This is a genomic window from Streptomyces sp. NPDC097129 (assembly GCF_055668065.1).
In genome coordinates, this window is sequence record NZ_JBVOQE010000023.1 from 1 (window position 1) to 25,005 (window position 25,005).

Annotated in this window: 21 protein-coding genes, 2 pseudogenes and 2 CRISPR repeat arrays; of the genes and pseudogenes, 9 read left to right on the forward strand and 14 right to left on the reverse strand. The window is 69.9% G+C overall.

Annotated features, from left to right (window positions below; genetic code table 11):
- Positions 1–226 (forward strand): helicase associated domain-containing protein (locus AC0B9F_RS36470; RefSeq protein WP_472009911.1); only part of this gene is annotated, 226 nt, incomplete at its 5' end.
- 62 nt (positions 227–288) lie between these two features.
- A CRISPR array of direct repeats spans positions 289–1,415; the repeat unit is 29 nt; unit sequence CGGAGCACCCCCGCGTCGGCGGGGAGGAC.
- Between the two features lie 17 nt (positions 1,416–1,432).
- Here the strand turns inward: AC0B9F_RS36470 and cas2e are convergent.
- From cas2e to cas3, 8 genes and pseudogenes are all read right to left on the reverse strand, one after another.
- Positions 1,433–1,750, reverse strand: coding sequence for a type I-E CRISPR-associated endoribonuclease Cas2e (cas2e, locus tag AC0B9F_RS36475; protein WP_472009913.1), 318 nt, complete (start codon positions 1,748–1,750; stop codon positions 1,433–1,435).
- A pseudogene (cas1e, locus tag AC0B9F_RS36480) lies at positions 1,750–2,705 on the reverse strand (type I-E CRISPR-associated endonuclease Cas1e). The gene cas2e and the pseudogene cas1e overlap by 1 nt, the downstream one beginning before the upstream one ends.
- Before the next feature lie 56 nt (positions 2,706–2,761).
- On the reverse strand, positions 2,762–3,409 hold the full coding sequence (gene cas6e / locus AC0B9F_RS36485; protein WP_472009915.1) for a type I-E CRISPR-associated protein Cas6/Cse3/CasE: 648 nt from the start codon (positions 3,407–3,409) through the stop codon (positions 2,762–2,764).
- Positions 3,406–4,191: a type I-E CRISPR-associated protein Cas5/CasD gene (cas5e, locus tag AC0B9F_RS36490; protein WP_472009916.1), complete on the reverse strand. Its 786-nt coding sequence runs from the start codon at positions 4,189–4,191 to the stop codon at positions 3,406–3,408. The genes cas6e and cas5e overlap by 4 nt, the downstream gene beginning before the upstream one ends.
- Complete coding sequence (gene cas7e, locus AC0B9F_RS36495; protein WP_472009918.1) at positions 4,188–5,315, reverse strand: type I-E CRISPR-associated protein Cas7/Cse4/CasC; 1,128 nt, start codon at positions 5,313–5,315, stop codon at positions 4,188–4,190. Before cas7e ends, cas5e begins: the two co-directional genes overlap by 4 nt.
- The gene (casB, locus tag AC0B9F_RS36500) at positions 5,315–5,974 is read right to left on the reverse strand and encodes a type I-E CRISPR-associated protein Cse2/CasB (RefSeq protein ID WP_472009920.1); all 660 of its coding nucleotides are present in this window, start codon (positions 5,972–5,974) and stop codon (positions 5,315–5,317) included. The genes cas7e and casB overlap by 1 nt, the downstream gene beginning before the upstream one ends.
- A 62-nt stretch (positions 5,975–6,036) precedes the next feature.
- A complete protein-coding gene (gene casA / locus AC0B9F_RS36505) occupies positions 6,037–7,626 on the reverse strand; it encodes a type I-E CRISPR-associated protein Cse1/CasA (protein WP_472009922.1) in 1,590 nt (529 codons plus the stop codon).
- Between the two features lie 784 nt (positions 7,627–8,410).
- Positions 8,411–8,806: direct repeats of the CRISPR family, unit length 29 nt; unit sequence CGGAGCACCCCCGCGTCGGCGGGGAGGAC.
- Between the two features lie 2,577 nt (positions 8,807–11,383).
- The gene (gene cas3 / locus AC0B9F_RS36510; protein WP_472009924.1) at positions 11,384–14,221 is read right to left on the reverse strand and encodes a CRISPR-associated helicase Cas3'; all 2,838 of its coding nucleotides are present in this window, start codon (positions 14,219–14,221) and stop codon (positions 11,384–11,386) included.
- A 311-nt stretch (positions 14,222–14,532) separates the two neighbouring features.
- On the opposite strand from cas3, the gene AC0B9F_RS36515 reads away from it, so the two are divergent.
- Positions 14,533–14,985 (forward strand): DUF5959 family protein, encoded by a 453-nt coding sequence (locus AC0B9F_RS36515; protein WP_472009926.1) that lies wholly within the window; start codon positions 14,533–14,535, stop codon positions 14,983–14,985.
- 119 nt (positions 14,986–15,104) lie between these two features.
- On the opposite strand, the gene AC0B9F_RS36520 is transcribed toward AC0B9F_RS36515, so the two are convergent.
- From AC0B9F_RS36520 to AC0B9F_RS36540, 5 genes are all read right to left on the reverse strand, one after another.
- Positions 15,105–15,626: a hypothetical protein gene (locus AC0B9F_RS36520; RefSeq protein ID WP_472009928.1), complete on the reverse strand. Its 522-nt coding sequence runs from the start codon at positions 15,624–15,626 to the stop codon at positions 15,105–15,107.
- Between the two features lie 111 nt (positions 15,627–15,737).
- The gene (locus AC0B9F_RS36525) at positions 15,738–16,295 is read right to left on the reverse strand and encodes a NucA/NucB deoxyribonuclease domain-containing protein (RefSeq protein ID WP_472009930.1); all 558 of its coding nucleotides are present in this window, start codon (positions 16,293–16,295) and stop codon (positions 15,738–15,740) included.
- A gap of 109 nt (positions 16,296–16,404) precedes the next feature.
- Positions 16,405–16,974 carry a GNAT family N-acetyltransferase gene (locus tag AC0B9F_RS36530; RefSeq protein ID WP_472009997.1) on the reverse strand — a complete coding sequence of 190 codons (570 nt, stop codon included), beginning with the start codon at positions 16,972–16,974 and terminating at the stop codon, positions 16,405–16,407.
- A gap of 151 nt (positions 16,975–17,125) precedes the next feature.
- Entirely contained in the window at positions 17,126–17,806 is a 681-nt protein-coding gene (locus AC0B9F_RS36535; RefSeq protein ID WP_472009932.1) for a Ku protein, read from the reverse strand.
- A gap of 162 nt (positions 17,807–17,968) precedes the next feature.
- Entirely contained in the window at positions 17,969–18,913 is a 945-nt protein-coding gene (locus AC0B9F_RS36540; RefSeq protein ID WP_472009998.1) for a LysR family transcriptional regulator, read from the reverse strand.
- An 89-nt stretch (positions 18,914–19,002) separates the two neighbouring features.
- Between AC0B9F_RS36540 and AC0B9F_RS36545 the strand changes: the two genes are divergently transcribed.
- Genes AC0B9F_RS36545 through AC0B9F_RS36555 form a run of 3 tightly spaced genes read left to right on the forward strand, consistent with a single transcriptional unit; the run spans position 19,003 to position 21,655 of the window.
- The gene (locus AC0B9F_RS36545) at positions 19,003–19,923 is read left to right on the forward strand and encodes a zinc-binding dehydrogenase (RefSeq protein ID WP_472009934.1); all 921 of its coding nucleotides are present in this window, start codon (positions 19,003–19,005) and stop codon (positions 19,921–19,923) included.
- Positions 19,920–20,912, forward strand: a complete 993-nt coding sequence (locus AC0B9F_RS36550) for an alpha/beta hydrolase family protein (protein WP_472009936.1) — start codon at positions 19,920–19,922, stop codon at positions 20,910–20,912. The genes AC0B9F_RS36545 and AC0B9F_RS36550 overlap by 4 nt, the downstream gene beginning before the upstream one ends.
- Entirely contained in the window at positions 20,909–21,655 is a 747-nt protein-coding gene (locus AC0B9F_RS36555) for an SDR family oxidoreductase (RefSeq protein ID WP_472009938.1), read from the forward strand. Before AC0B9F_RS36550 ends, AC0B9F_RS36555 begins: the two co-directional genes overlap by 4 nt.
- 230 nt (positions 21,656–21,885) lie before the next feature.
- On the opposite strand, the gene AC0B9F_RS36560 is transcribed toward AC0B9F_RS36555, so the two are convergent.
- A complete protein-coding gene (locus tag AC0B9F_RS36560) occupies positions 21,886–22,335 on the reverse strand; it encodes a MarR family winged helix-turn-helix transcriptional regulator (protein WP_472009940.1) in 450 nt (149 codons plus the stop codon).
- A 52-nt stretch (positions 22,336–22,387) separates the two neighbouring features.
- On the opposite strand from AC0B9F_RS36560, the gene AC0B9F_RS36565 reads away from it, so the two are divergent.
- From AC0B9F_RS36565 to AC0B9F_RS36580, 4 genes and pseudogenes are all read left to right on the forward strand, one after another.
- Positions 22,388–22,993: a TIGR03086 family metal-binding protein gene (locus AC0B9F_RS36565; protein ID WP_472009942.1), complete on the forward strand. Its 606-nt coding sequence runs from the start codon at positions 22,388–22,390 to the stop codon at positions 22,991–22,993.
- The gene (locus tag AC0B9F_RS36570) at positions 22,987–23,406 is read left to right on the forward strand and encodes a hypothetical protein (protein WP_472009944.1); all 420 of its coding nucleotides are present in this window, start codon (positions 22,987–22,989) and stop codon (positions 23,404–23,406) included. The genes AC0B9F_RS36565 and AC0B9F_RS36570 overlap by 7 nt, the downstream gene beginning before the upstream one ends.
- Positions 23,407–23,535: 129 nt before the next feature.
- Entirely contained in the window at positions 23,536–23,883 is a 348-nt protein-coding gene (locus tag AC0B9F_RS36575; RefSeq protein WP_472009946.1) for a hypothetical protein, read from the forward strand.
- Between the two features lie 68 nt (positions 23,884–23,951).
- Positions 23,952–24,845 (forward strand): annotated as a pseudogene (locus tag AC0B9F_RS36580) (transposase).
- The last annotated feature ends 160 nt before the right edge of the window (positions 24,846–25,005 follow it).

Consider the following 25,005-nt stretch of genomic DNA (forward strand, 5'->3'; position numbering starts at 1 on the left):
GGCGCCCGTGGGGGCCTTCGAGCGGGGTGTTGCGGCCCTCACGCAGTACAAGACCCGCGAGGGGCACCTGCGGGTGCCCAGGGCCCATGTAGAGCGACTGGAGAACGGGGCCGAGATCCGGCTCGGCGTATTTCTGAGCAACAGCAAGAGCCGCCGGGCCAAGCTCACCGCCGACAAGCTCGCCGCGCTCGCCGACCTCGGACTCGAATGGGCCCGCAAGGGATAAGAAATGGGATAAGTCCGATGTCGGTGCATGCATCGCGCCTGCACCGCCACGGCCAGCTGCGCCAGACCACCCCCGCGTCGGCGGGGAGGACTCGGGGCGGCCGCTCTTGGCCTTCCGGTAGAGCGGAGCACCCCCGCGTCGGCGGGGAGGACAAGGAAGCCGCCGGCATGATGGACAAGCTGGGCGGAGCACCCCCGCGTCGGCGGGGAGGACTCCGGCGGTAACTGGGTCTCCGTCCAAAGAATCGGAGCACCCCCGCGTCGGCGGGGAGGACCCGGGGACCCGGTCCTGCTTCTTGGCCTCCGGCGGAGCACCCCCGCGTCGGCGGGGAGGACGTATCAGCCCGTCTGCGCCACCTCCACGAATACGGAGCACCCCCGCGTCGGCGGAGAGGACGTGACCGGCCCGAACGTGAACGGAACCTCCTCCGGAGCACCCCCGCGTCGGCGGGGAGGACTGGTAGTGGCCGGCCTTGCCGACCTGGACCAGCGGAGCACCCCCGCGTCGGCGGGGAGGACGCCCGTGATCTCCACTTCCTGCTGCGAATCCTCGGAGCACCCCCGCGTCGGCGGGGAGGACATCGGGGGCGGTCGCCTCCAGTTCGGCGAGAGCGGAGCACCCCCGCGTCGGCGGGGAGGACTCGCCGGCTTCCTTGGACCACACGTACTCGTGCGGAGCACCCCCGCGTCGGCGGGGAGGACTACACCCCGAACACGATCTGCCCGTTGCCGGACGGAGCACCCCCGCGTCGGCGGGGAGGACAACGCGGCGAGGGCGGCCGCCGCCTGGTCGACCGGAGCACCCCCGCGTCGGCGGGGAGGACGTAGTCGACCTCCCACCCGGCCGCCGTGCAGCCGGAGCACCCCCGCGTCGGCGGGGAGGACCCGTCGATCTGGCGGCCCCTCCACATGGCGGCCGGAGCACCCCCGCGTCGGCGGGGAGGACGTGCCGGCGGCCGTCTCGGGGAGCGCGCCGGGCGGAGCACCCCCGCGTCGGCGGGGAGGACTCCCGCCCGTCGAGGCTTCCGCATGGACCCTGCGGAGCACCCCCGCGTCGGCGGGGAGGACTCGTCGTCCAGACCCGGCATGGCCGTGTGAACCGGAGCACCCCCGCGTCGGCGGGGAGGACCAACTTCGCCGAACTCGAAGATCAACTTTGTACGGAGCACCCCCGCGTCGGCGGGGAGGACACTTCCTGACCTGCACCTTAGAGTGCGCTCTGCCTTTCCTTTGCTTGAGGGTCGGCTGTCATCCGAATCAGAGTGAGGCCGTCGAAGTCAACCGGCACTCGGCGACGAACGCCTGCGGTGCGGATGGCGTATCCCTGCTCGGTGGGTGCCGGGTGAACAAGTACTGCGGCCCCGCTGCCGACGGTGTCGGCAACAACTTGCCATAGTTCTTCCCGTACTCGTGCTGAAACGGAGCCCACGAAGATGCCGGGGACGACCTCGTTGGTCCACCTGCTCAGCGCACCGCGCAGGTGGTCTGGGACAGCGGTCGTGGCGATCACCAGCATGGAAGGCATCAGGCGCCGCCGGGGGCGTAGTTGACGCCTGCTGGCAGAACACCGGCCTCGGGATCCCAGAGGTGGACCATTTCTACGTCGCGACGTTCCAGACTGTCCTCCACGTCGGAGGACCGGTCCGTGTCGGGGTTCTCATTCGGCGTCGCTGTCAACAAATTCTGTACGTCGCGAACGATGTGAGGCAGCAGGCGCAGCAGCCGGAGGTCTTCTCTGAAGCGGCGTCGTGCACTGACTCGGGGTCTGCTGACTGGTGCAGGGAGAAGGTGAGGGGGAGGGTGGTCCGCGCTTTGTACAGGTCGGCGACGTCGTAGACGAAGGCATGTTGGGTGCCGGCGTGGACGAAACCGAGGGCGGGTGACAGGCCGAGGGCGAGCAGGGCCGCGTGAACGATGCCGTAGAGGCAGGTGTTCGCGGCGGACAGGGCGAGGTTAACCGGGTCTTGTGCGTGCCACTGGTCGGGATGGTAGTTGCGGCGGAAGCGGCCGATGCCGTGCTGCTGGGCGAGCATTTTGTAGAGGGCTTTCATGCGCTGGCCTTCCATGCCGCGCAGTTGTTCCAGGGTGAGGGTGTCGGGGAGTGCGTCGTCTTGGAAGCGCATGTTGTACATGCGTCGGGCAACGTTCAGGAGTTGGGGAGGGTCCGCCCAGGCGGTGACCTGCTGCTGCAGCCAGTGGGTGGTGAGTGAGTCGGGTAGTACTCCGGCATAGGTACGTACGCCTCCTGCTCCGACGCAGATCACGCTGGTGCCGTGGCGGGCGAGGGTGGTCAGGGCAGGTGTGGTGATGGAGACGCCCGGGCCGAGCAGCAGGCAGGAGAGCGCGGCGGTCGGGATGTAGACGAGGTCTGTACGGCGGTCGTCCGTTCGGATGTGTGCGCATACACCGGTGTCGTCTTGAACCACGCGAACCATGTCGAGATAGAGGAACGACAGGGAGTCGGCGACGCGGGGCAGCATGGCGAGGGTGGGGGCGGCAAGCCGCCTGCGCGTGTTGCCGCCCCTTCGTGGTGCGCTCATGTGGTGGCGGGAGCGAGACTGAGGAGGCCGGCGCCGTAGGACTTGGCTCGTCCGATGCCGGTGAGGACGGCTTGGGCCAGGGCTTCTGGGTCGGTGATCAGTGCAGTGCCGTCGTAGCGAATCAGGCTGTGCCGCATGCCGGCTGAGTTCTTGGCGCGGGAGCGGACGGGTGCCGCAGGGGTGGGAATGAGGGTGTGGATGTCGAGGCCGGCCTCGGCGGCGCGGTGCATCCACCATTGGTCGGCTTCAGGTCCGGTCAGGGGAACGCGTTTGCCGCGGCGGCCCTTCTGGTCCAGTGGTAGTCGCTCTTGTTTGGCCGGGTTGAGGACGATGCGGTAGCGGACGGCGATGCCCTTGCGTAGTGCCTGGAACATGGGGGTGAGGTCGCGGACGTCGGTGTGGCCGTAGCCGGGTGGCAGGCGGGTCGGGTCGAGGGGAGTGCTGGCTTGGACGATGAGGGTGCTGGTGCGGTCGGTTTCCTCGAGGCGGTACAGCAGCCCGGTCTGGTGCCGTGGTGAGTCGCCGAGGTCGTCGGGCACCAGTCGCATGAGGGTGCGGTGCATCTGGGTGGCGTCGCCCAGGTCGCGCTGGACGTCTCGGCTGTGGGGGTTGAGGCGGATCCGGGCGAGGACTGGGCTGCTCATGCCGGGACCTCCTTCGGTGTGTTGAGGGCGTAGTCGATGAGCCGCTGGTGCAGGGTGTGCGGGCCGTGGTGTGCCAGTGCGGCGGGCAGGTGTTCGCGGGTGCGGTAGATGCGCCGTTTGCCGTGGCTGCGGGTGTGCGGGGCGAAGCTGTGCGGGGTGTCGTAGAGGGTGGCGAACGGTGCCGCATCCGGCTGGTCGGCGGGGGGCTGTTCCCACAGGAACGTCACCTCGACGCTGTCCTGTCCGGTGGCCGCGCGTGCGGGGTTAGGGGTGAGCGGGACGTGCTGGCGCAGTTCGTTGACCGGGTCGTCGACGTCGGCGCGTAGCAGGAGGGGTTCGTCGGGGATGCAGGCGCGCCGGCCGAGGTAGGGGGCCCAGTGCGGGTGGGTGAGGGTGTGGGCGATGCGGGTGGTGCGGTCGCTGGGTCCGGTGATGGCGATGACGAAGGCGGCGTCGGCCAGGTAGTGGCGGTGGGTGATGACGGCGGCGCCTTTGTTGCCGCCGCTGCTGGTGGCGGCGGTGAGTTCTTTGGGCTGTCCGCCGCCGGCGGTGTGGTAGTCGACGAGGCGTACGCCCGGGCGGTCGACGCGGACGGTAAGGGCCAGGTCCTCGAAGAGGGCGGTGGCTTGCGGGTCGTTGCGGGGCAGGCCTTCGGCGGCGGCGAGCATGCCGATGATGCCCGACCGGGTGGGGAAGGGGGCGGTGTCACGGTCCCGGGGGAAGACGGAGCGCTCCCCCCATGCCTGCAGGGGGCCGGCCAGGCGCAGGATGAGGCCGCTCACTGCTGGTCCTCGTCTGCCGGGAGAGCTGCGTTCACGGCGGCGTCGATCAGGTCGTAGAACGAGGCGTGGGCGTGGCCGAGGCTGGTGAGGTCGCTGCTGTCGTTGACGGCGGCGTGGCCGTGGAAGGGGCGGTGGCGCTCGCCGGTGAGGCGGTTGAGGTCACTGGCGTGGGCGGCGAGGGCGGCGCGGGTGTTGGCGGCGAAGCCGCCGTCGGTGTCGCGTACGGGGGTTTCGAAGGCGGCGGCGAGGGAGAGGGGGCGCTGGGTGCGTACGGCGAGGTAGGCGAGGTCGGGGATGGTGTGCGGGGCGGTGCTGTTCTTCTTGGCCTGCGGCAGCGACATCAGGAAGTGCTCGGCGAAGGCAGCGAGGAGGGTGCGGGCGGTTTTGCGGTCGCCGTCGAGGTTGGCGAGGAGGTCGTCGACGTTGACGGTGGCGAAGCGGTAGAAGACGCCGGCGCTGAACTCGGCCGTGTTCAGGTGGCCGCTGCCGCTTTCGGCTTCGCCGAGCCAGTCGTCAACGGCGGTGAAGTAGTCACGCTGCGGTTCGGCCGCGTGTGTGGTGAAGGGATGGGCGACCTGGACGGCGCCGTCGACGTTGGCGCCGGGCAGGTCGGCGAGCATGCGGCCCAGCAGGCTGATCGAGGCGGTGCGGCTCTTCAGAACCTTCTCGACCTGTTCCGGGGGCAGGGTGGTGGCCGGCTTCTTCTTGCCGAGGTTGTCCTCGAGTGCCCGGCGGTGCTCGACGCACAGGGCGGTGAGCTCCTGAAGCCCCTGCTCGGGAAGGAAGAACAGCACGCTGCTGCGTCCGTTCTTGTCGAGGGTGATGCCCTTCCTGGCCAGGCAGGTGATCACCTGCTGGCCGGCGAACTCGGCCAGCTCCAGCGGCCACCCATCCCGCTGGTGCAGCGTGTCACGGACCTTGGTGGGGATCAGGCGGGTACGCACGGCCTTCTCCCCCAGTTCGGTCTCGATGCCGTGCCGGATGACGCGCTTCCAGGACTGGCTGGAGACGCGGATACGGTCGGCGTTGCCGTAGCGGACGGTCTTGGGCGAGCCGAGGTCGTCGCGGTTGAGGTTGGCGACCGGCACGGACTGGGTGGCGTTGAGGTCGAGGTACAGGGCCATCAGTGGTTCTCCTCCAACTGGGCGGTCGTTTCGGCGCCCGGCGCGTGGGCGTCCGCAGGGGTGTCGTCGTTGTCTTCGTCGGCGCCTTCGTTGACGGCGCGGTAGTAGGCCTCCATCCAGCGGGTGGCCCGCGCGTCGCGGTCGCGGTCCCACCAGGCGAGGTCCTCCAACAGGACGGCCCAGTCGACGGTGATGCCGCCGCCGAGCAGGTGCCGGGTCAGCGCGGGCAGCCTGCGGTGAACGGCCTCGCTGCTTTGCCGGCTGAACAGGTGCAGATGGCTCTCCGCAGTCCCCGGGCGCAGCAGCCCGGCGTTCACCCCGGCGGCAAGGCTCGCCCCCAGGTTCGGGCGGCCCCACCACGCGGCCGGCTCCTCGGTGGTGTGTTCGGTGTCGGTGTCGCGGGCGCGGGGCGGGCGGGCCGCGATCAGGGCGGCCACCCCGTAATACGCCCGCCGGGCATCCGGGTGCAGGGTGTCGGGCAGACGGCGCACGAGGTAGCGGTGCATGCGGTTGCAGCGCTCCACGGGCAGGCCGAGCCCCGAGCGTAGATCCGACCGGGTACGGCTGCTGCCGCACAGCTCGAGCACGTGAGCAACGAACCGGTCGGATGCGCGGGGCGCACCCGGCGGGCCCTGTTTGGGCATGGGTGTGGACGTCATTGATGAAGCCCCTCAAACAGTTGACGACGAAAGACCAGAAGGAGGCGGCTGTGGGAGCCGGTTCAGGCAGCCGTAGTGGTGCGCAGCAGGCCGCGCAGCGCGGCGCGGGCACGTGAGCGTGCGCGGGCAACTCTGATGTCGGCGCGGTTGACCGGGCCGAGCGCCTCATCCAGCGCGCGTAGTGCCGCCTCGACCATGACGGGCAGCGCGGCCTGGTCCACACGGTCCGGTGTGGTCAGCCGCCAGAATTCCGCTTCCGCGCGCGGCCAGTAGTGCCGCAGCGCGGCCGCTGCCCACGGGCCCGGCTTCTTGTGGTCGACCTTGGGTTTCGCCTCCTCGGCGGCACCGGCGTCGGTGGCCAGCTTCCAGGCCAGCTTCGCCGCCCACTCAAGCCGCTCCCCCACCGCCTCCGCCGCCGTGTGGCAGCGGGCGATGTGACGCGCCATCACCGGATCCGCCTCCTCCTGCCACTGCAGGACAGGCGGCGTCGACGCCTCGAACCAGGTACGGTCCACGACCTGCGCACGGTCCTGGTCGAAACCGTAAGCACGCACCGAGAGCCGGCCCCGAAGGGAGGCGGGCAGATCGTTGAACGCCAGCGGCCGCTGCGCCTGCGCATCGGTGTCCTTCAGCAACAGCGCGTCCAGATCACGCCACAACGCCCGATGCCCGTCCGCGTCACGCGCCGCCCAGCCGTCCTTGCGCCGGTCCCAGATCACATACGGGTCGCGTACCGACAGGGCGGGTGTGTGCGTGGACCAGGTGATGTGGGCATCGACGACCTGCCGGTGATCGGGTGAGGGCTGCAGGAGGACAGCATGGCGGAAGCGGCCGGTCAGCAGGCCGGCCGGCCACGTCAGCGACGGCAACGGCCCCAGCGGATCCGGCAGAGCATCGGCCTCCCACGGGGCCGCGTCCGCCGGATCGAGTTCCGCGCCCTGGCCCGGGACCGGCACCGCCAGCAGCAGACTGGTGAACAAGTTCGATGCCCACGGGAAGTAGGAGACCAGGCCACGCAGCGGCGCCGCCTCCACCGTCCCCGTTTTCACGCCGCCGAGCTGACGCGGAGTGCACTTACCGCCCGCACCGTTGAACAACTGCGCCAGCAAATACCAGGCAGCCTGCCCTGCCGGCACGGCGACCGGGTCGACATCGCTGAAGTGCCCGAACAGCACGGCTCCGTTCACCCCGGTCGGGCGCTCTACTACGAGCTTGTTCACCCCAGAACTGACCGGCACGCCTTTGCTGTCACGGCACTCATCACGCAGCCGCGGATCCTGCAAGAACGGCCGGACGGCGTCGAAGAGATCGAACCTGCCCTCGGGCACCGTCTCGTCGAAGTAGGCGTCCACCGTCTTCGGGTCGAAACGGCCCTGGGCCAGGATGTCGCTGCGGGCCTCCAGCCAGTCACCGGCCTCAGCGGCCAGGTCCTCGTCATCCAACGGCACCCCGTCACTGCTGCGGGCAATCCGCGCCGTCATCACGGCCAGCACCCGCATCAGCCCCGCAGCCGCCGGCGGCACCGGCAACTCCACATCCACGATCTCGTGAGCCCGATGAAATAACTCCCGCAACCCACACGACCCGGACGCGCCGTTCTCCCACCTCACCAGGATCCACGGCTCCTCACGAAGGTCGAACGCACAGACCACCGCAACCCTCCCCACACCCCAACAATTCACCCGCCCTTGCACGCAGGCACGCCAAACACCCCCCCGTCACCTGCCACAACGACGTGACCACAGTGAATCAGCACCCACTGACAACGCACCCCGAAAACCACAAAACACCAGCTCAACCCAACGGCACCCCAACTCGGTGCAGCCGTAGGCACCGCAGCACCCCCGCATCGGCAGGGAGCACTTGCGCTCGGCTGCGGTGTCCGGGGTCAGGCGCGGAGCACCCCCGCGTCGGCGAGGAGGACGAGACCAGCTCCCAGACCTGGGCCTGGTTGGCCGGAGCACCCCCGCGTCGGCGGGGAGGACTGGTACATGCGGGAGCACTTCGGCCGGTTCGACGGAGCACCCCCGCGTCGGCGGGAAGGACCTGGCGCTGCACCGCTGGAAGCCGTACACCGGCGAAGCACCCCCGCCTCGGCGGGAAGGACGCGTACGCACCTGTGCTGGCCCCGATTGTCTCCGGAGCTCCCCCGCATCGGCAGGGAGGACTGGTGGCGTGCGGTCTCGGTGCTGTGGCAGGGCGGAGCACCCCCGCGTCGGCGGGGAGGACGTCGCCGGGTACTGCTGCTTCGCCGCCTTGAGCGAAGCACCCCCGCGTCGGCGGGGAGGACGCCACGCCTGCGCTCGGCCTGCTCATCGTTGGCGGAGCACCCCCGCGTATGCGGGGAAGACGCCGCCTCGATGTCCTTCGACTTCCAGCACCCCCGGGGTAGGCGGGGAGGGTCATCTCCGGCAGGCGGCCCTCCCGATACGCCTCCGGAGCACCCCCGCGTCGGCGGGGAGGACGGCGCCGTCATGGCGGTACAGGCCCCATCCGGCGGAGCACCCCCGCGTCGGCGGGGAGGACGGCCACCCCGGGACCCGGCGCGCACTGGCTGCCGGAGCACCCCCGCGTCGGCGGGGAGGACCACAAGTCCCCGGTCCAGTCGTCCGTGAACGGCGGAGCACCCCAGCGTCGGCGGGGAGAACTCGGTTGCCTCCTCCCGGAGCTGACCGGGTGTCGAAGCACCCCCGCGTCGGCAGGGAGAACGTGACCTGCACCCGCTGCTCGATGTGGTCGCCCGAAGCACCCCCGCGTCGGCGGGGAGAACGCCTCAGTGGTCCCAAGAACCCAATATCGTGACGAAGTACTCCCGCGTCGGCGGGGAGAACTCTCGACCAGTGCCGGTGCGCTCCATGAGCATCGAAGCACCCCCGCGTCGGCGGGAGCACCCGGATGGTTGCCCACCCGCCTGCGGATTTTTCGATGCAACCCCCGCATCGGCTGGGAGGGCTCCGTGGCCATGTCCCGCAAGCACTACCGCGCCGGAGCACCCCCGCGCCAGCGGGGAGGACGCCTGGCCCTCGAGGACCTGGCGCAGCTGCGCCGGAGCACCCCGCGTCGGCGGGGAGGGCGGCCAGCTCCCGGTCGATCTCTCCGGCCACGGCGGAGCACCCCCGTAGGACACCCTGAGGTTCCGCTGCGGGTTGTCGGGGTCCGGAGCCCCCCGTCGGCAGGGAGGACCGCCAACCGTAGTCGAGATCCTTGCCGGTCTTCGGAGCACCCTCGCGTCGGCGGGGAGGACGAATGGTTCGCCTACGAGAGCCCCCTCACCGACGGAGCCCCCACGTCGGCGAGGAGGACGAAGCCAGCAGGTCACCCGTGCTGCCTTCGCTCGGAGCACCCCCCGTCGGCGGGGAGGACGTCTTGGCCAGGGAGACGAGGCCGGTGGGGACCGGAGCACCCCCGCGTCGGCGGGGAGGACCCTTCGATGGTGGCCCTGGGGTGACAGGTCTGCGGAGCACCCCCGCGGCGGGGAGGACGACGCGAGCAACATCAGCCCTGCTGACGGTGGCGGAGCACCCCCGCATCGGCGGGGAGAGCGTGAGCTGTTCGCTCAGTCGCTCCTGCTCCGACGGAGCACCCCCGCGTCGGCGGGGAAGACTCGTCCACCCGGCGGTCCAGCGCGATGGTCAGCGAAGCACCCCCGCGTCGGCGGGGAGGACGCACCCGACATGGCCGGTTTGCCGAACGCCTTCGAAGCACCCCCGCGTCGGCGGGGAGACACGAAGTGGGTGACTAGCGCACCCCACTCCTTCGGTACACCCTCGCGTCGGCAGGGAGGACCCGTTCGCGACCTCGAAGGCGTACTGCCAGGTCGGAGCACCCCCGCGTCGGCAGGGAAGACGAGCGCATCAACCCTACGGACGTCGACCTCGACAAAGCACCCCCGCGTCGGCGGGGAGAACGGAACGTCCACGTCGCGCGTCGAGCCGTCGTTCGAAGCACCCCCGCGTCGGCGGGGAGGACGGGTCACGCGCGACGGCGACTTGCCGGGCCGTCGAAGCACCCTCGCGTCGGCGAGGAGGACTCTGCCGCGGAAACCCCCACATTGGCGGGAAGGACGTTAGGGACGGGGTCGCTGCCGTCATGTCCTCGGAGCACCCCCGCGTCGGCAGGGAAGACAGCGCCGCCTGGATCGGGGGCGCCGGCCCGTACGGAGCACCACCCCCGCGTCGGCGGGGAGGACGGGTCGGGGCCGACGGCGAGCTCCTTCTCCGTCGAAGCACCCCCGCGTCGGCAGGGAGGACGAGAGCACCGACCACACCAGGCTGTGGGAGCACGGAGCACCCCCGCGTCGGCGGGGAGGACGAGCTGACCTGAATGGCCGGGCCGCTGAACAGCGGAGCACCCCCGCGTCGGCGGGGAGGACGAGCTGACCTGAATGGCCGGGCCGCTGAACAGCGGAGCACCCCCGCGTCGGCGGGGAGGACCCCCGGGCAGACGTGCGCCTGTCGAGCACTGGCGGAGCACCCCCGCGTCGGCGGGGAGGACTCGGCCGCCACATTGTCCGCTGAGGCCTTCACCGGAGCACCCCCGCGTCGGCGGGGAGGACCGCGCTGGCGTGGTCCAGGAGTCCGGCCGGACGGGAGCACCCCCGCGTCGGCGGGGAGGACTCCCCCTGAGTTGATGGGAGGGCTTCTGTTCCCGGAGCACCCCCGCGTCGGCGGGGAGGACGAGTCCGCGAGCTCCTTCGGTGCCTGCTGGACCGGAGCACCCCCGCGTCGGCGGGGAGGACCTCCTGTTCGGCTGCGTCCAGCTCGGCGAGTTCGGAGCACCCCCGCGTCGGCGGGGAGGACCGGGCTGCGCTGTTGCCGCGTTCGTCCAGGTGCGGAGCACCCCCGCGTCGGCGGGGAGGACGGCCTCATAGCCGCCCCGACGATTCGGACATCGGAGCACCCCCGCGTCGGCGGGGAGGACTTCTCGGCCCGCCCGCTGCCCGTCACGTACTTCGGAGCACCCCCGCGTCGGCGGGGAGGACGGCGCCCTGCGGTGGTCTGGCATATGCCGCAGGGGAGCACCCCCGCGTCGGCGGGGAGGACGCATCTGAGGCGTTCACCCTCGACGGCACCGGCGGAGCACCCCCGCGTCGGCGGGGAGGACGCCAGCGTGACACTGAACTCGCCGGCCACCAGCGGAGCACCCCCGCGTCGGCGGGGAGGACCGGAACGATGTCGACCGGGATCACCACGGCACCGGAGCACCCCCGCGTCGGCGGGGAGGACCCAGCCTCCGCCACCGAGGTGCTGCGCGCTCGCGGAGCACCCCCGCGTCGGCGGGGAGGACCCGCGCCATCTCGTCGCCTCGGTGCGCAATACCGGAGCACCCCCGCGTCGGCGGGGAGGACACTTCCTGACCTGCACCGTAGCAGCGGCTTGGCAAATCCTTTAGCACGGCCCAGGGCTCCGTTCATTGCCTCACGAGACCGCGTTCCAGGTCCAGATGCAGGTGCTTGCCGGCCACGGGGACAGGCTGCACTTCTCCGTTGGCTACGGGCTGGCGCAGTACCAGCAAGTCTCCGAGCATGGGGTGTTCCGACCACTGCGGGGGCGGTTGGTGGCTGTTCTGCTCGCCTGTGAACCAGTTGGCGTTGACGGGGATCGTCCGTGCCATCACTGTCTTGACGTCTGCCGGTGTGAGCTGCTGGTCGGTGCCGGGGAGGAGCTGCGTGCCCTCCAGGTCAAGGGTGATGGTGCCGTCGGGGTGTGTGTAGGTGCACAGTAGGCGTACGGCGTCGGCCCCCAGGCGGGTCGAGGCCTCCCACTCGTCTTCCGTGCCGTCGAGGTGGTGCAGGTTGTCCAGGCCGGCCACACTGCCGGCTCGCGGGATGACCAGCAGGTTTCCGACGCTGCGTTCGGCCAGTTCCTTGCCCTTGTAGGCGGAGTAGGCCGCCGACTGGGCCGGGTCGTCCCAGTCGAACATCTCGGCCTGCAGGCCGTGGACGTCTTCTACCAGCATTTGCACGTCCCCCGGCAGGTGCACGGGCTTGTCACCGCGCTTGGCGAGGACCTCGGAGGTGGCTCGCAGGAGGAACTCCGGGTATACCTCGCCCCACTGGCGCGGCACGCCTGGGCCGGCCGCGACCGGGTCCAGGACCACCAGCCTCGGGCCTCTCGCCCAGGCCGGCCGGGGGCGGCCCTGCGGCCGACCTTGGATGGCCCACCATGTCTCGTGGCGCCAGCAGCGTCCTGCCCGTTGCAGCAGAAGTGCCAGCGGGGCCAGATCGCTGATGACGATGTCCGCGTCCAGGTCCAGGGACTGCTCCACCACCTGCGTCGCCACCACGATCCGCCGTATCGGCCTTGGCCCTGAGCGGCCCAGCCCGTCTGTGACAGTCCGCGTCCGCTCTTCGCGCACGTCGCCCGGGAACCTGGCATGCAGCAACTGCACCTCGCCCGCCGCACAGCCGCTGGCTTCTGCGAGGGCTTTGAGCTGGTCGTAGGTGGCCTGTGCTTCGGCGACCGTGTTGCACACCACCAGCGCGCAGCCCCCCGCCTCTGCCATCACGGGTGTGAGGAGCCGTTCGATCACGGTCAGGCGGTTGCGCGGTCCTGCACTGTCGCCGTGCACCACGGGTTCTATCTGGACGGTCAGGTCGCTGGTGCGGGCGGCGGCCTGCTCGGCCTGGCGCTGCGGTGAGATCGGCAGGCACTCGCCGTCGGCGCCCTCCACGTACAGCCACCCCGGATACGGCGCCGTGAACCGCGCCTCGCGCAGCCGGCTCGGCTTCATGCCCGCGCCGCGCAAATATTCCTTGATCAGCCGGTCGCTGACCGATGCGGGCAGGGTCGCCGACAGCAGCACGACCGGGACGCCGAAGCGGCCCAGCCAGTTCAGCAGCCGGCCCAGAAGTACCTGCATGTAGGGGTCGTAGGCGTGTGCCTCGTCCACGATGAACGTCTTGTTCGACAGCGCCAGCAGCCGCAGGGCGTTGTGCCGCACCGGTAGTACCGACATCAACGCCTGGTCCACCGTGCCCACCGCGAACTGTGCCAGCAGCGGCCGCTTGGCGCCGCGCAGCCACCGGCGCGGCCGCATGTCCACCTCCCGCCGCGCCCCCGCAGAAGTGGTGTCCTCCTCTGCATCGCCGGTCAGAACACGCACCTGTGTGAGGCCATCCTCGGCGTAGGCGCTGTTCAGCCAGGCCATGCTGTGCGTCAGCGTCAGCCCCACACCCGGGCCGGCCTGCCGCGCGACAACGCCCGCGACCCGCTGGTACATCTGGTCGCTGGTCGCCAACGTCGGCAGCAGAAACGCGAACCCACGGGTGCCGAAGCAGTCCGACATCACCCGCTCGGCCTCCATCGCCGTCTCGCTCTTGCCGTCCCCCGGCGCGGCCGTCACCAGCAAAATCCCACCGCTGCCCGGCCACAGGCCACGCCCGGCCAGGTATGCCGACAACTCCTTGGCCACCGATCGTTGCAGCGGGTTCGGCTCCCCCTCGATCCCGTAGGCCTCGGAGAAATCCTTGCGCTGCAAGGCCACGGGCAGCAGACCCGCCTCCCGCACGAGATCCTCTGCGTCCGCGCACGACCGGGCAAAGTGATCCTTCAGCGATTCCTCCAAGGCGGCCTGGCGTCGTGTCAGGTAGTGCTCCTGGCTGACCAGCCAGTCCGCCAGGATCACCACCCCCGTCACCAACACCGCGGCCGCGCCCTCGATCCGCTCCGGTGCCAGCGGCTCCCCCACCAGCTCGAACACCGCCCTAGCGTGAGCGGCACGCTGCTGCGCCCAGACGGCGCCACCGAGGAGGTCCTCATTACCCGGATGCCAGCCCTCTGGTCGGTGGAACCTGCCGTGGTGGCCGCCGATGATCTCCCTCACCCGGCGCACCGCAGCCCGCGCAGAATCCCCGCCCTCGGTGAAGCCGAGCACCGGCAGTACCGTGGCAGCCGCATGCATCCCCGCCACGTCATGCGACAACCGCTCCACACCGATACGCCCCATATCCCCCAGCAGGGAACTACTCAGGCCCTCACGGCCCCGAGCACTGCACAGCTGAAAACCCGAGATCTTCCCGATGTCATGCAAACCCGCACACAACGCCATCAGATCCCGCGTCCGCTCCAGATCCTCGGAGCACCCCATACCCTCTGCGATCACTAGGCGTTGGTTGTCCGACAGGTAGTGATCCCACAGGAAGCCGGCCGCGGCCGCGGCATCCAGTAGATGCCGAACCAGCGGATACGGCGGCAACGACGGATCCAGCCCCCGCGCCTTCCCCCACACCGACTCATCCACCACCACACGACGCACCAACGCCACCCCCTCAACACGTCGCCACAGGAAACCACGAGACACCGACAACAGCAGCTGACCTTGTCGTCTCCATTGGGGTGGCGATGGAGCAGACGGTATTCGAATCCGTCAGGTACTCCGCTCAAGACGCTCCAGTACCCACCGGACGTGAGCGACGGCTGTCTCGCCGGCACCGGCTTGGCCCCGGGCACGTGACTCCTCCATGCCGGGTCCTGACTGGGTCGCCCGTCCGGCGATAGGAGACGATGCAGCCACAACAGCGCACGAAAGCGAGCAACCTCATGACAGAGCCCGCTCCGATGGACCTTATCCACCTCGCCGATCCGGATGGGGACCGCTGCATCGTGCGCGTCACGGGACGGTTCCAGCCGGGCGTGCTGACCGGCCACGACATCCTGCACGCTGACGTACTCGCCTCCACGAGTTTCGTCGACGCCCGGCTCGACCTTTACCTCCTCCAGCATGACCTGGACTCCTGGGAGCAGGAGCTGTCCAACCTGGGACCAGGCCAGACAGCCAGCATCGGCGGAGAGCGCGGCCTGAGCCTCGACATCCGCATGCATGAAGACGGCTGGCTGTCGATCCAGGTGAGCGACCCGGACCGCCTTACGACGCTTCTGGGTACCCGGCCCGAGGAGGACTGGATCGCCGAGCACCGCGGGCGCCTGGAACAGGTCCGGCTGACCTGGCCCCGCGAAGTCATCGAGACGGCCCCAGGAGCCTACGAGTGGAGCCCCGACCGCAAGCGGTGACCACCTGAGCCGAGCAGCCAACATGACGCTTTCAAGTTCAGCAGCCTGCGCCAGCACGACAAAAGGCTTCGGTGGGGCGGCCATGTAAAGCCGCCCCACCGAAGCCTCGGTATGACCGGTCAGGAGTAATCGCCGCGCGCGGCCCGGCGCAGGATGTCGCGTTCCCGGCCGGTCTGGGTTTCTGTTGAGTCCTCGTGGTCGATGACGATGGTGTCGTCGCCCGGCTGGGCCCGTACCTGGCGGCCGTAGGCGTCAGTTGCCTTCACCAGCCGGGCGTCCTGGTGTGCGGCCGGCCAGCTCTGGATCAGGTAATCCTCGACCACCTCGTCGACCATGGTCAGGTCGACGGCGTTGTCCCTGCCGCGCGCGTGGACACGCAGCCGGTAATCGCCCGGCCCCTGGGAAGCCAGGGAGGGCAGGTCCGCAGGATCGTCCATGAAGGGCGACACGAGGAGTTGCCCGGACGGGGAGTGACAGGAGATCTCCGCGATCTCCTCCCAGCCGGCAGCAGACTCGGGCTGCTGGGCATGTGGCTCGACGGTGACCTGGACGCCGCCCGTATGGATACCTGTCCTCACCTCGATGGCACCGCCCGCGGCGGATACTAGGCCGGTGCGGGCTGCATCGAGGTCGTCGGCCACGGCCCTTCCGGGTCCCGGACCGTGAAGAGGTGGTATTCAGCGCCTACCACGGTGCTCCCCGTGCGGTTGGGCTCGTTCACGGTGCTGTTTCTCCCGTCTCGGCGCCAGGACCTATCTGATCCATACCAGGAAGCGGTCCCCTTCCAGGACACGGCTGTAGGTGTAGAAGCCGTTGATGCGGCCGGCGTCGGTGTTCTGGCTGGCGTTGACCATGCGGCGGCTGAATCTACCGTCGCCGTACTTGGCGCCCTGCCACGTGCTGGCGAAAGGGTACTCGTCACAGGACTTGCCCGGCGGGCGCGGCAAACTCGACGGGCATGCCTTCGCCCGGTTCTCGCTGATCTTCTTGCCGTCGGTCAGGCGCGTCAGGTAGTTCGTCGTGCCGTACCGTCCCGGGAGCCCCGTGGCCTGGGCGTCCTCCTTGATGTGTTGCGCGACCTCCGGCCACGGACCCGTCAGGCTGTAGCTGAGCACGGGCACCGCCTGCAGGTTCACGCAGCCGACCTGGCGAGGAGCGCCGGGCAGGGCGTTGTCACAGCGCACGTCCACGGTGGACAGCTGCTGAGCGTTCGACGGAGCGGCCCACTGCGCGTTGCCGAACCGCCAGGATGCGATGCTCCGGCCTGTGCCCCGCTGCTTGGCGGCGGCTGTGTTGATGGTGGTGTCCATGCTCGCGCTTTAGGGGCGGCCGCCTGCCATCATGCGGAGCGAAGGCTGCGGAGGTCCGGGCCGCCGGTGAGGCGGAGTGTGCTTGACCGAACGGTTGGCGGCGTCGGGCTCAACTGCCGGATTGACCGCCAATGTCCGCGGCCAGCGCCGCGTAGATGTACTCGCTGCCCCAGCGATCCCCGTCCAGGTCGTTCTCGACCAGGTGCGCCTCCCGGCGCATCCCGAGGCGCTCACAGACCCGCACAGACCCGGTGTTCTCCACATCCAGCCGTGCGTAGAGCCGGTGCACGCCCAGCGTGTCGAAGGCAAACCCGGCCAACGCCGCGGCCGCCTCGGTCGCGTAGCCGTGCCCCTGGTGACGTGGGTCGAGAGTCCAGCCGATCTCGGCCTGGGCGGCGCGGGCATCAGCCAGGGCGAGGCTCACCTCGCCAAGGACGCCGGGCTCATCGCGTCGGCAGACAGCGAGCGCCAGCTTGTCCCCGTCGGCGCGCCAGGCCGTCTGCGCCGCACGCTCGGCGGCAACCTGCTCGCTGCGCTCACGCGTGTGCGCCGGCCGGTACAAGTAGCGCGCCACGCTCGGCAGGCTCTGGTAGGCGTACAGGTCATCGGCGTCCCCGGGAGTGAACAGACGCAGCGACAACCGGGCCGTGGTCAACGGCAGCAGCGAGGCGACGTCCATGCGGACCTCCGGGACGCGGATGTGGATCAAGATGCGGACCGATTTTCCCATCACGACTGCCCGGCAGCCACGCCTTTTCAACAGCAGCGCCCGACCGACCCACTCCACGACAAGGCGCGGCATTCCAGGAGTTGTTTACTGACCCACGCTGCTAGGCGCTGCGCGGCTTGCGGCTGCTTGCCTTCTTCGTCGCTGCGGTCTTCTTGGCGGCCGGCTTCTTCGCGGCGGCCTTCTTCTTCGGCTTCGGCAGTTCGTGCACCTCGGCCTCTCCCTCGTGCTCGCCGCGGGACTCGCGGGCCTTGTCCACCGAGGCGTTCAGTGCGGCCATCAGGTCCAGGACCTGCACCGGCTCCTCCACCTCCGGCGCCTGCGGGAGCGGCTTGTCCTCCCGTTTCGCTTCGATGATCTGCGCAATGGCCTCGGTGTACTCGTCATGCGCGTCGAGCGCGTCGAGGTCCTCGACGGTCATGGTCTCCATGAGGGCGAGCGCTCGCTCGATCTCCTCGTCCGAGACTTCTGCGGGAGGCGGGAGCGGCTCTGCCGGGCTGCGGATCTCATCCGGCCAGCGCATCGCGTGGAGCACCAGGGCGTCGTCGCGGACCCGGAGCATGCCGAGGCGTTCGCGGCCGCTCCAGGCGTACTTGGCGATGGCGGCCTTCTCCGACCTGCCGAGCGCCTGGACCAGCAGTTTGTAGGGCTTAGCGGCGACCTGGCCGTAGGCATTACGGACCGCTGGAGCTCGGATTCCGGCTCTGTTCTGCGGCGATTCATCGACTACATGTCCGCGACGAGGAGTTGGGGGCGTTGGTGTAGCTCGTCCTGGTGATCTCATGGGACGGCCCGCCCACCGGGACGGTGGGGGACACCGGCGAAAGGCATCCGGTACCACCGACGGAACGACCAGTTCGGCGCCAATGGTCACCGGTCGTGGCCGCCTTGCCCGGATCGAGCCCGGTTTGCACACTGTGCGGACGGCAGCTTGGGACAGTATTGTTCAAGGCTGCTTGCCCCGCGATGCGTTCGCGGGCGGTTCGGGAAGCCAGTCGCGCGTCGGGTCGTACTCCAGCCAGCGCCTTTGCCGGGCTTCTTCCGCGCAGGCGGCGGTGAGGCCGTCCAGTCCCGGGTGTCCGTTGCCTCTGCGCCACAGCAGTGACCAGGCGTACAGCGGCGTGGGGTTGACCAGGGGAACGGAGCGCAGCCCGGGGACCTCCGGCAGGGGCACGTCGGCGGGCAGCAGCGAGAAGCGATGCGAGTCCTGTGCCACCTCGGCGAGGAAGTGGGTAAGGCCCAGGTTGGGGCTCGCGGCTCTGTCCTGGATGTCGAATCGGTCGGCGAACTGGTGGAGGAAGTCGAGCCGCTCCAGCGCACCGGGTGCCCACAGCACGCTGCCGCGCAACTGGTCGGGCCTCAGTGCCGCCTCGGCTGCGAGCGGATGGTCCGCTCTCAGCACTGCGTCCACCGGTTCGAGGCGGACGAGGCGGTGTGCCAGTCCGGTGTGCAGCGGTGGGTGGACCCGGCCGAAGGCCGCGTCGATGTCGCCGCGCAGCAGTGCATCCGTCACCGACGGCAGATCGCGCCCGTGCCCCAGCACCAGCTCCCCGGCCCGGCCCGCGACCTGGGCCAGCGTCCGCATCGGGGCGTAGAGGTGCCCCCAGACGTCTACGCGCAGCGGACGGTCCTTCCCGACCGCCGCTGCGACCGCGGCGTCGGCTGCGGCCAGGGTCTGCCGGGCCGGTGGGAGGAAACGCTGTCCGGCCTCGGTGAGGCGTACCCCGTTGCCGCCGCGCTGGAACAGCTCGGTGCCGAGCAGGGATTCCAGCCGCGCGACCCGCTTGGACAGCGCCTGCTGTGAGATGGCGAGGATCCCCGCCGCCCGCCCGAAGTGCAGTTCCTCGGCGGCGCGCACAAAGGCACGTACCTGCGCCATATCGAGATCGATGGCTCCTACCATAGGTGACAACTATAAGTTGTCGGCCTTGCTTGTTCGTTGTTGGATCGCGGGGTGGCCACGGGGGTTGCATGCTCGGCATGCAAAGACTGATTCCCACGGGGGAAGAGGCGCGGCCGGTGGCTTTCGCCGAGGTTCCGCAGCCCGTCCCGGAGCCCGGTGAGGCACTGGTCAAGGTCGAGGCGTTCGCACCGAACCGGGGCGAGACGTTCCTCCTGGAAAACCCCCAGCCGGGGTTTCTGCCCGGCAAGGACATCGCGGGGCTCGTCGTGCAGGCCGCAGCGGACGGCTCGGGTCCTGGAATCGGCACCCGTGTGGTCGGGCATCCGGCACGGGGCGGCTGGGCCGAGTACGCGGCCGTGCCCACGCACTCTCTCGCGGTGCTCCCGGACAGCATCGACAGCGTACGGGCGGCGGCCCTGCCCCTGGCCGGGATCACTGCCCTGCGGCTGCTGCGTACGGCCAGTTCCGTGGCCGGCAGGAGGGTGCTGCTAACCGGCGCCTCGGGCGGGGTCGGCCACTACGTCACCGAGCTGGCCGTTGGGGCCGGAGCCGAGCTGACCGCGGTGACTGCCTCGGCTGCGCGCGGCGAGCGGCTCGCGGAGCTGGGTGCACAGGTGGTGCACGAGGTCGCGGCGGCTCAAGGGCCGTTCGACGTCGTGCTGGAGTCCACGGGCGGGACGGGTCTTGGACTCGCCCTCTTGAAGGTTAGCCCGGGCGGAACGCTCGTCTGGTTCGGCCAGGCGAGCCGAACCCCGGTGACCCTCGACTTCTTCCAACTCCTTGGCGGGCCCGAGCGCGTCACGATCCAGCACTTCCACTACGCCGGCGCCCCATACGGTCCTGATCTCGCGGCACTGGTGCGCCTCGTGGAACAGGAGCGGCTGCACCCGGAGATCGGCCGGGTCGCCCACTGGACAGAGACCGCCGACACGCTGACCGACCTGCGAGAGCGCCGCATACGCGGCAAGGCCGTCCTGCTGACGAGAGGAACACGATGAGCATCGCCGAGTTCGCCGCCGCCCAGTGGACCCGCGCCACCGGCGCGGGCATCGACCCCTATGAGTACCGACGCGTCACCGACGGCCTCACCTCCGTTGCCGAGTGGGGGCCGGCCTTCCTGCAGACCGGGCACGCCTACCTCCAGCGTGCGGAGAAGGCAGCATCCTCCGTCTCGGCGGGCGAGCACCTGATGATGGCGGCCCGATGGTTCCACGTCGCCACCCTCGCGCCGTACGCGGAGGCACACCGTGCCGCCGTCGAGGCAGATCTCGCTCTGAGCCGAGCACTCACTGCGCTGGAACCCGATGCGCGGCACGTGAGCGGCGAGGGATTCACCGGCTGGCTGCGCGGCCCCGCAGACGCCCCCGGCACGGTGGTCGTCGTCCCTGGACTGGACTCGGCCAAGGAGGAGTTCCTCGATCTGGTGTCTTCGCTGCTGGCCAGGGGGCTTGCGGTGTTCGCGATGGACGGCCCCGGACAGGGCGTGCTCGCGGCCACGACGACCTTCAGGCCGGATTACGAGCAGGTCGTGGGCCGGGTCATCGACGCCCTCGGTGTCGCACGCATCGGGCTCGTCGGCCTCAGCCTGGGTGGCTATTTCGCGGCCCGGACCGCGGCGCTGGAGCCGCGCGTGGCGGCGGTCGCCACCGTCAGCGGCCCCTTCCGTCTCGACTGGGAGGAACTGCCCCCGCCGGTAAGGGACATCATGGCCCAACGCGCTGGAGGGGCCGACGCCGCCCGTGACTTCGCCCACCACGTGGACCTCGCCGGCCTGGCACCGCGCATCGCAGCCCCGCTGCTCGTCGTGGACGGAGGACAGGACGTCATTCCCGGCGTGACGAACGGCGAGCCCCTGGCCCGCCTGGCACCGCACGGCACCTACCTGTCCGTCCCACACGGCGATCACCTCCTGGGCAACGCACGGCCCGACTGGCTCCCCCACCTCACCGACCACATCACGCACGCCCTGACGGGAACACAGGCATGAACCGCTTCACCGGCAAGACCGTCCTCATCACCGGCGGAACCAGCGGCATGGGCCTGGCGACCGCACACCGCCTCATCACCGAAGGCGCCCACGTCGTCGTCACCGGCCGCACCCGCGCACGGGTGGACGCCGCCGTCAAGGAGCTCGGCCCGGGCGCCTCGGGAGTCGTCGCCGACACCACCGACCTCGGCGCGGTGGACGCGCTGATGCAGACGGTCCGCGACCGTCACGGCCATCTCGACAGCCTCTTCGCAAACGCGGGCACCGGCACGTTCCTGCCGTTCGAGAACATCACCGAGCAGGACTTCGACCACGGCGTCGACGTCAACTTCAAGGGAGTGTTCTTCACCATCCAAAAGGCACTGCCTCTCCTGGCCGACTCAGGTTCCATCGTCATCAACGCCTCCTGGACCCTCCATCGGGGCAACAGCGTCCTGACTCTGTACTCAGCGACCAAAGCCGCCGCGCACAACCTGGCCCGGACCCTCGCCGCCGCACTCGCCCCGCGCGGCATCCGCGTCAACTCCATCAGCCCCGGATACATCGACACCCCGGTGTACCCCTCCGCCGCACTGACCACGGCGGAGGCGAAGGCACTGACCGACGGAATCGTCGCAGGCCGCTTCGGACGCCCGGAAGAGATCGCATCGGCCGTGGCATTCCTCGCCTCGTCCGACGCGTCCTACGTCAACGGCCAAGACCTCGTCATCGACGGCGGCCTGATCGGCGCCGTACCCGCCTGAGGATCGGTCGCACACCCCCTCAGCCAGCCAGCCTCTCCCAGGGCTGCGCGGCTGACCGCCCTCAAACTTCAACCCTCAGCCGGACAGCACGGAACGACCTCCAACAGCGCATGCGCAGACCCAGGTCAGCGACTTTCGTCGGTGTCCCGGTGGACGGGACGTTAGGGCGTTTCCTTCAGATCATCTACCACCTCGGCTGCCCGGCACCATCTCCTCCACCGGGCAGCGCCTCAGCGGGCCCCGGTGGCCTTGGTCAGCGTTCGCAGGGCCCTTAGGAAAGCCTCCCGGTCGCCGGCGGGCAGTTGAGCGAGCAGGCGCTCCTCGTTCTCCTGGATGGCGGACTGGACGGTGTCCCGCAGTCGGCGTCCTTCTGGGGTGAGGGAGAGGAGACGAGCGCGACGGTCCTTGGGGTCGGGTACGCGGCGGATCAGCTCGCGCTCCGCGAGCGCGTCCAGGACGGCGATGATCCGGGTCTTGTCCGCGCCGATGGCCTCTGCCAGCGCGGCCTGCGTGCGGATGGGGGCCTCGTCGAGGTGAAGCAGGACGGCGTACGCCCACATGGTCAGGCCGTGGGCGTCGAGGACCGGCCGTTCCGCGGCCATCAGGGTGCGGCCCAGCGGCACGACCATCGCCGCGAGATCGGGGCGAGGCTCTTCGCTCGGGCTGGCGTTCTCGGACATGGACACGAAAATACCCGTTGACAAACCATGCGCTCGCACAGATCGTAAGCACATGCTTATTAACCCCGTGGGGATCGCCTTCGACGACCTGAGGCGTCTTCACGCCCGCGTGGTCCGCGACAGCGTCCGCCTGGTCACCCGCGTGACGCCCGGCGATTTCAACAGGCCCACGCCCTGCGCCGGCTGGGACCTGAAGAAGCTGCTCGACCACATGACGGCCCAGCATCACGGCTTCGCGGCGGCCGTCGAGGGCGACGGCGCGGACCCTGAACAGTGGAAGGTGACAGGCGGGGGATACGGGAAGGCTGCCGACCGGGTCGTCGCCGCCTTCGCGGCCGTCGACGACCCCGACCGTCCCTGCGTCCTGCCGGAGTTCGGACCCGGGGTGATCGTCAAGACGCGGCGCGCCCTCGGGTTCCACTTCCTCGACTACGTGGTGCACGGCTGGGACGTCGCCCACACCTTGGGGCTCCCGTACGCCCCGGCCCCGGACGTCCTCGACGCCGCGCTCCCGATCGCCCACGCCGTCCCCGACGGCGACTTCCGGCGCGCTCCGGGCAGCCCCTTCGCGCCCGGGCTCGCGACAGCCGCCGACGCCTCTGCCCTGGAACGGATCCTGGCGATGCTCGGGCGGCGCCCGGCGGATGCCGCGTGCTGAGGTCCACCTGGACGCCGGGCTCACTCCCAGGCCCCGTCACCGCGACTCCCGCACCCATCACGGTCACTGTTACAGCCTTCCGGCCCGACCGGATCGCCGACCTGCCGGGCATCTACGGCGCCGCCCGCGCGCTGGCGGCGCGATGGACCGAGCTGGAGGGCGCGTACGGCATGTGGCTCTGGGCGCTGCCCCTGTCCCGCCGTGTGGGCTCGGTCGCCGTCTGGCGCGACGAGAGGGCCCTCCAAGGCTTCGTCGCCTGGCCGTCGCACGTCGAGATCATGCGCGCCTACCGGGGGCGGGGGGTGCTGGCCACGACCGCCTGGCGGCTGGAGACGTGCGACCCGAAGCTCATCTGGGCCCACGCCCGCACGGTTCTCGAACACCCGCGGGGTTACGAGGTTGTGCGCGATTGAGGTCCGGGGTCCGTAGCCGAGGATGGCCCTATGCATGCTCTTATTGATCAACCCGAAGTCCGTCGGGTCTCGCGAGGCGAGTACCCCTTGTGGGACGAGGCTCTCGCGGTCCTCAACCAGGACTTGGCCGTGACTCTTCCTGAGCAGGGACCTCTGCAACTGCTGGCCCAGCCTTCCTACGAGGCAGGCGAACCGGAGTATGTCTACGTTGCCCTGGCCAACGGCGAGTGGCACGGCAGTCATTTGTACCCGAAGACGCCAGAGGACTCTGCTCATGCCTTGGCGATCGTCGCCGACGCCGCCCAGGACACCGTCGCTGAGCGTCTGTGGCAGGCGTGGCCCCTGTGTGTCGAACACGACCTGGGCATGCATACGCGCGCCGTGGAGGGGCTGCTCTCCTGGTGGTGCGCCGGGAGGCGGTCGGGGGGCGGGCCGGGCCACATCTGTGCGGCCGTGGGCGCGCTCGACAGTTTCTGAGGGCCGTGACGTGAGGGGGGCTGTGCGGATTGGATGTTGATGTGACGCAATACCTTGGTCGCACCGCCATGTCCCATCCCGTCTTCACCGGCCTTCAGCCCCGTCGACTCGGGCCGCTGGTCGGCGAGTTGGCTCATGCGTGGATGGCCTCTGAGGAGGGCCGACTACACAACCGCAGGGGTCGCGGCCGTCTGCGGGCAGCCGGGGCCGGCCGGAACCATCAGTTGGTGTTCATCGACCGGATCATCGTCACCCTGGTCGTCCTGCGGTTACAGCTTCCTCATTCAGCTCTGGCTGTGCTCTACGGCGTGGACCGCTCCACGATCACCCGCGCCGTCCATGAGATCCGTCCGCTGTTGGCTGCCCGGGGCTTCGCTGTGCCAGGACGCCTCGACCTGCGGCTTCGCACGTTGGAGGACGTTTTCGCCCACGCGGCGGCCGAAGGCGTGGAACTGAGGTTGGACGGTACCGAGGTCCGGGTGCGCCGCCCCGGGGCGAACAGACCAGGACGGCGCGCGTTCGTCTCGGGGAAGATGCGGCAGAACACCAAGAAGGCCACCGTCGTCACCGACGAGCGGGGCCGCACCCTTTGGGCTGGCGCGTTCCGGCCCGGCCGCGTGCACGACCAGACAGCGGTGAAGAGCGTGGGCATCTGCGACCTGTTCGAGCGATACCCGCGTCAGGGCTAAAGTCGATGCCGGCTACCAGGGACTGGCCAAGCAGTTCCCCGACCAGGTCCAGGCCCCGCCCCTGAAGCCGAAGAAGCATGCCCCGCCGGGGCCCTCGAGGCGTGGGATGCCGGCCGCCGCCAGCAGTCATCAGAACGAATCTGCGTCGAGCACGCCAACGCCGAGCACAAGCAGTGGCGGACACTCCAGCGGTACCTCGGACGCCGCGAGTACTTCGACGAAAGCTACTTGGCGGTGGCCGGCCTGGTCTCCGATCGCACCGCCAAGAGGTGAGCACCCACCCGACAACCTGCCAGGCCAACATGCCCCGACCTCAATCGCGCACAGCGTCGTTAGACAGTTTCTTTTGGACTATCTCGCCGACCTGGCTCTGTTCACAAGAACGGACAGCAGATGTTCGCCACTTCGGGAGGCACCAAGGATTCGAACAGTC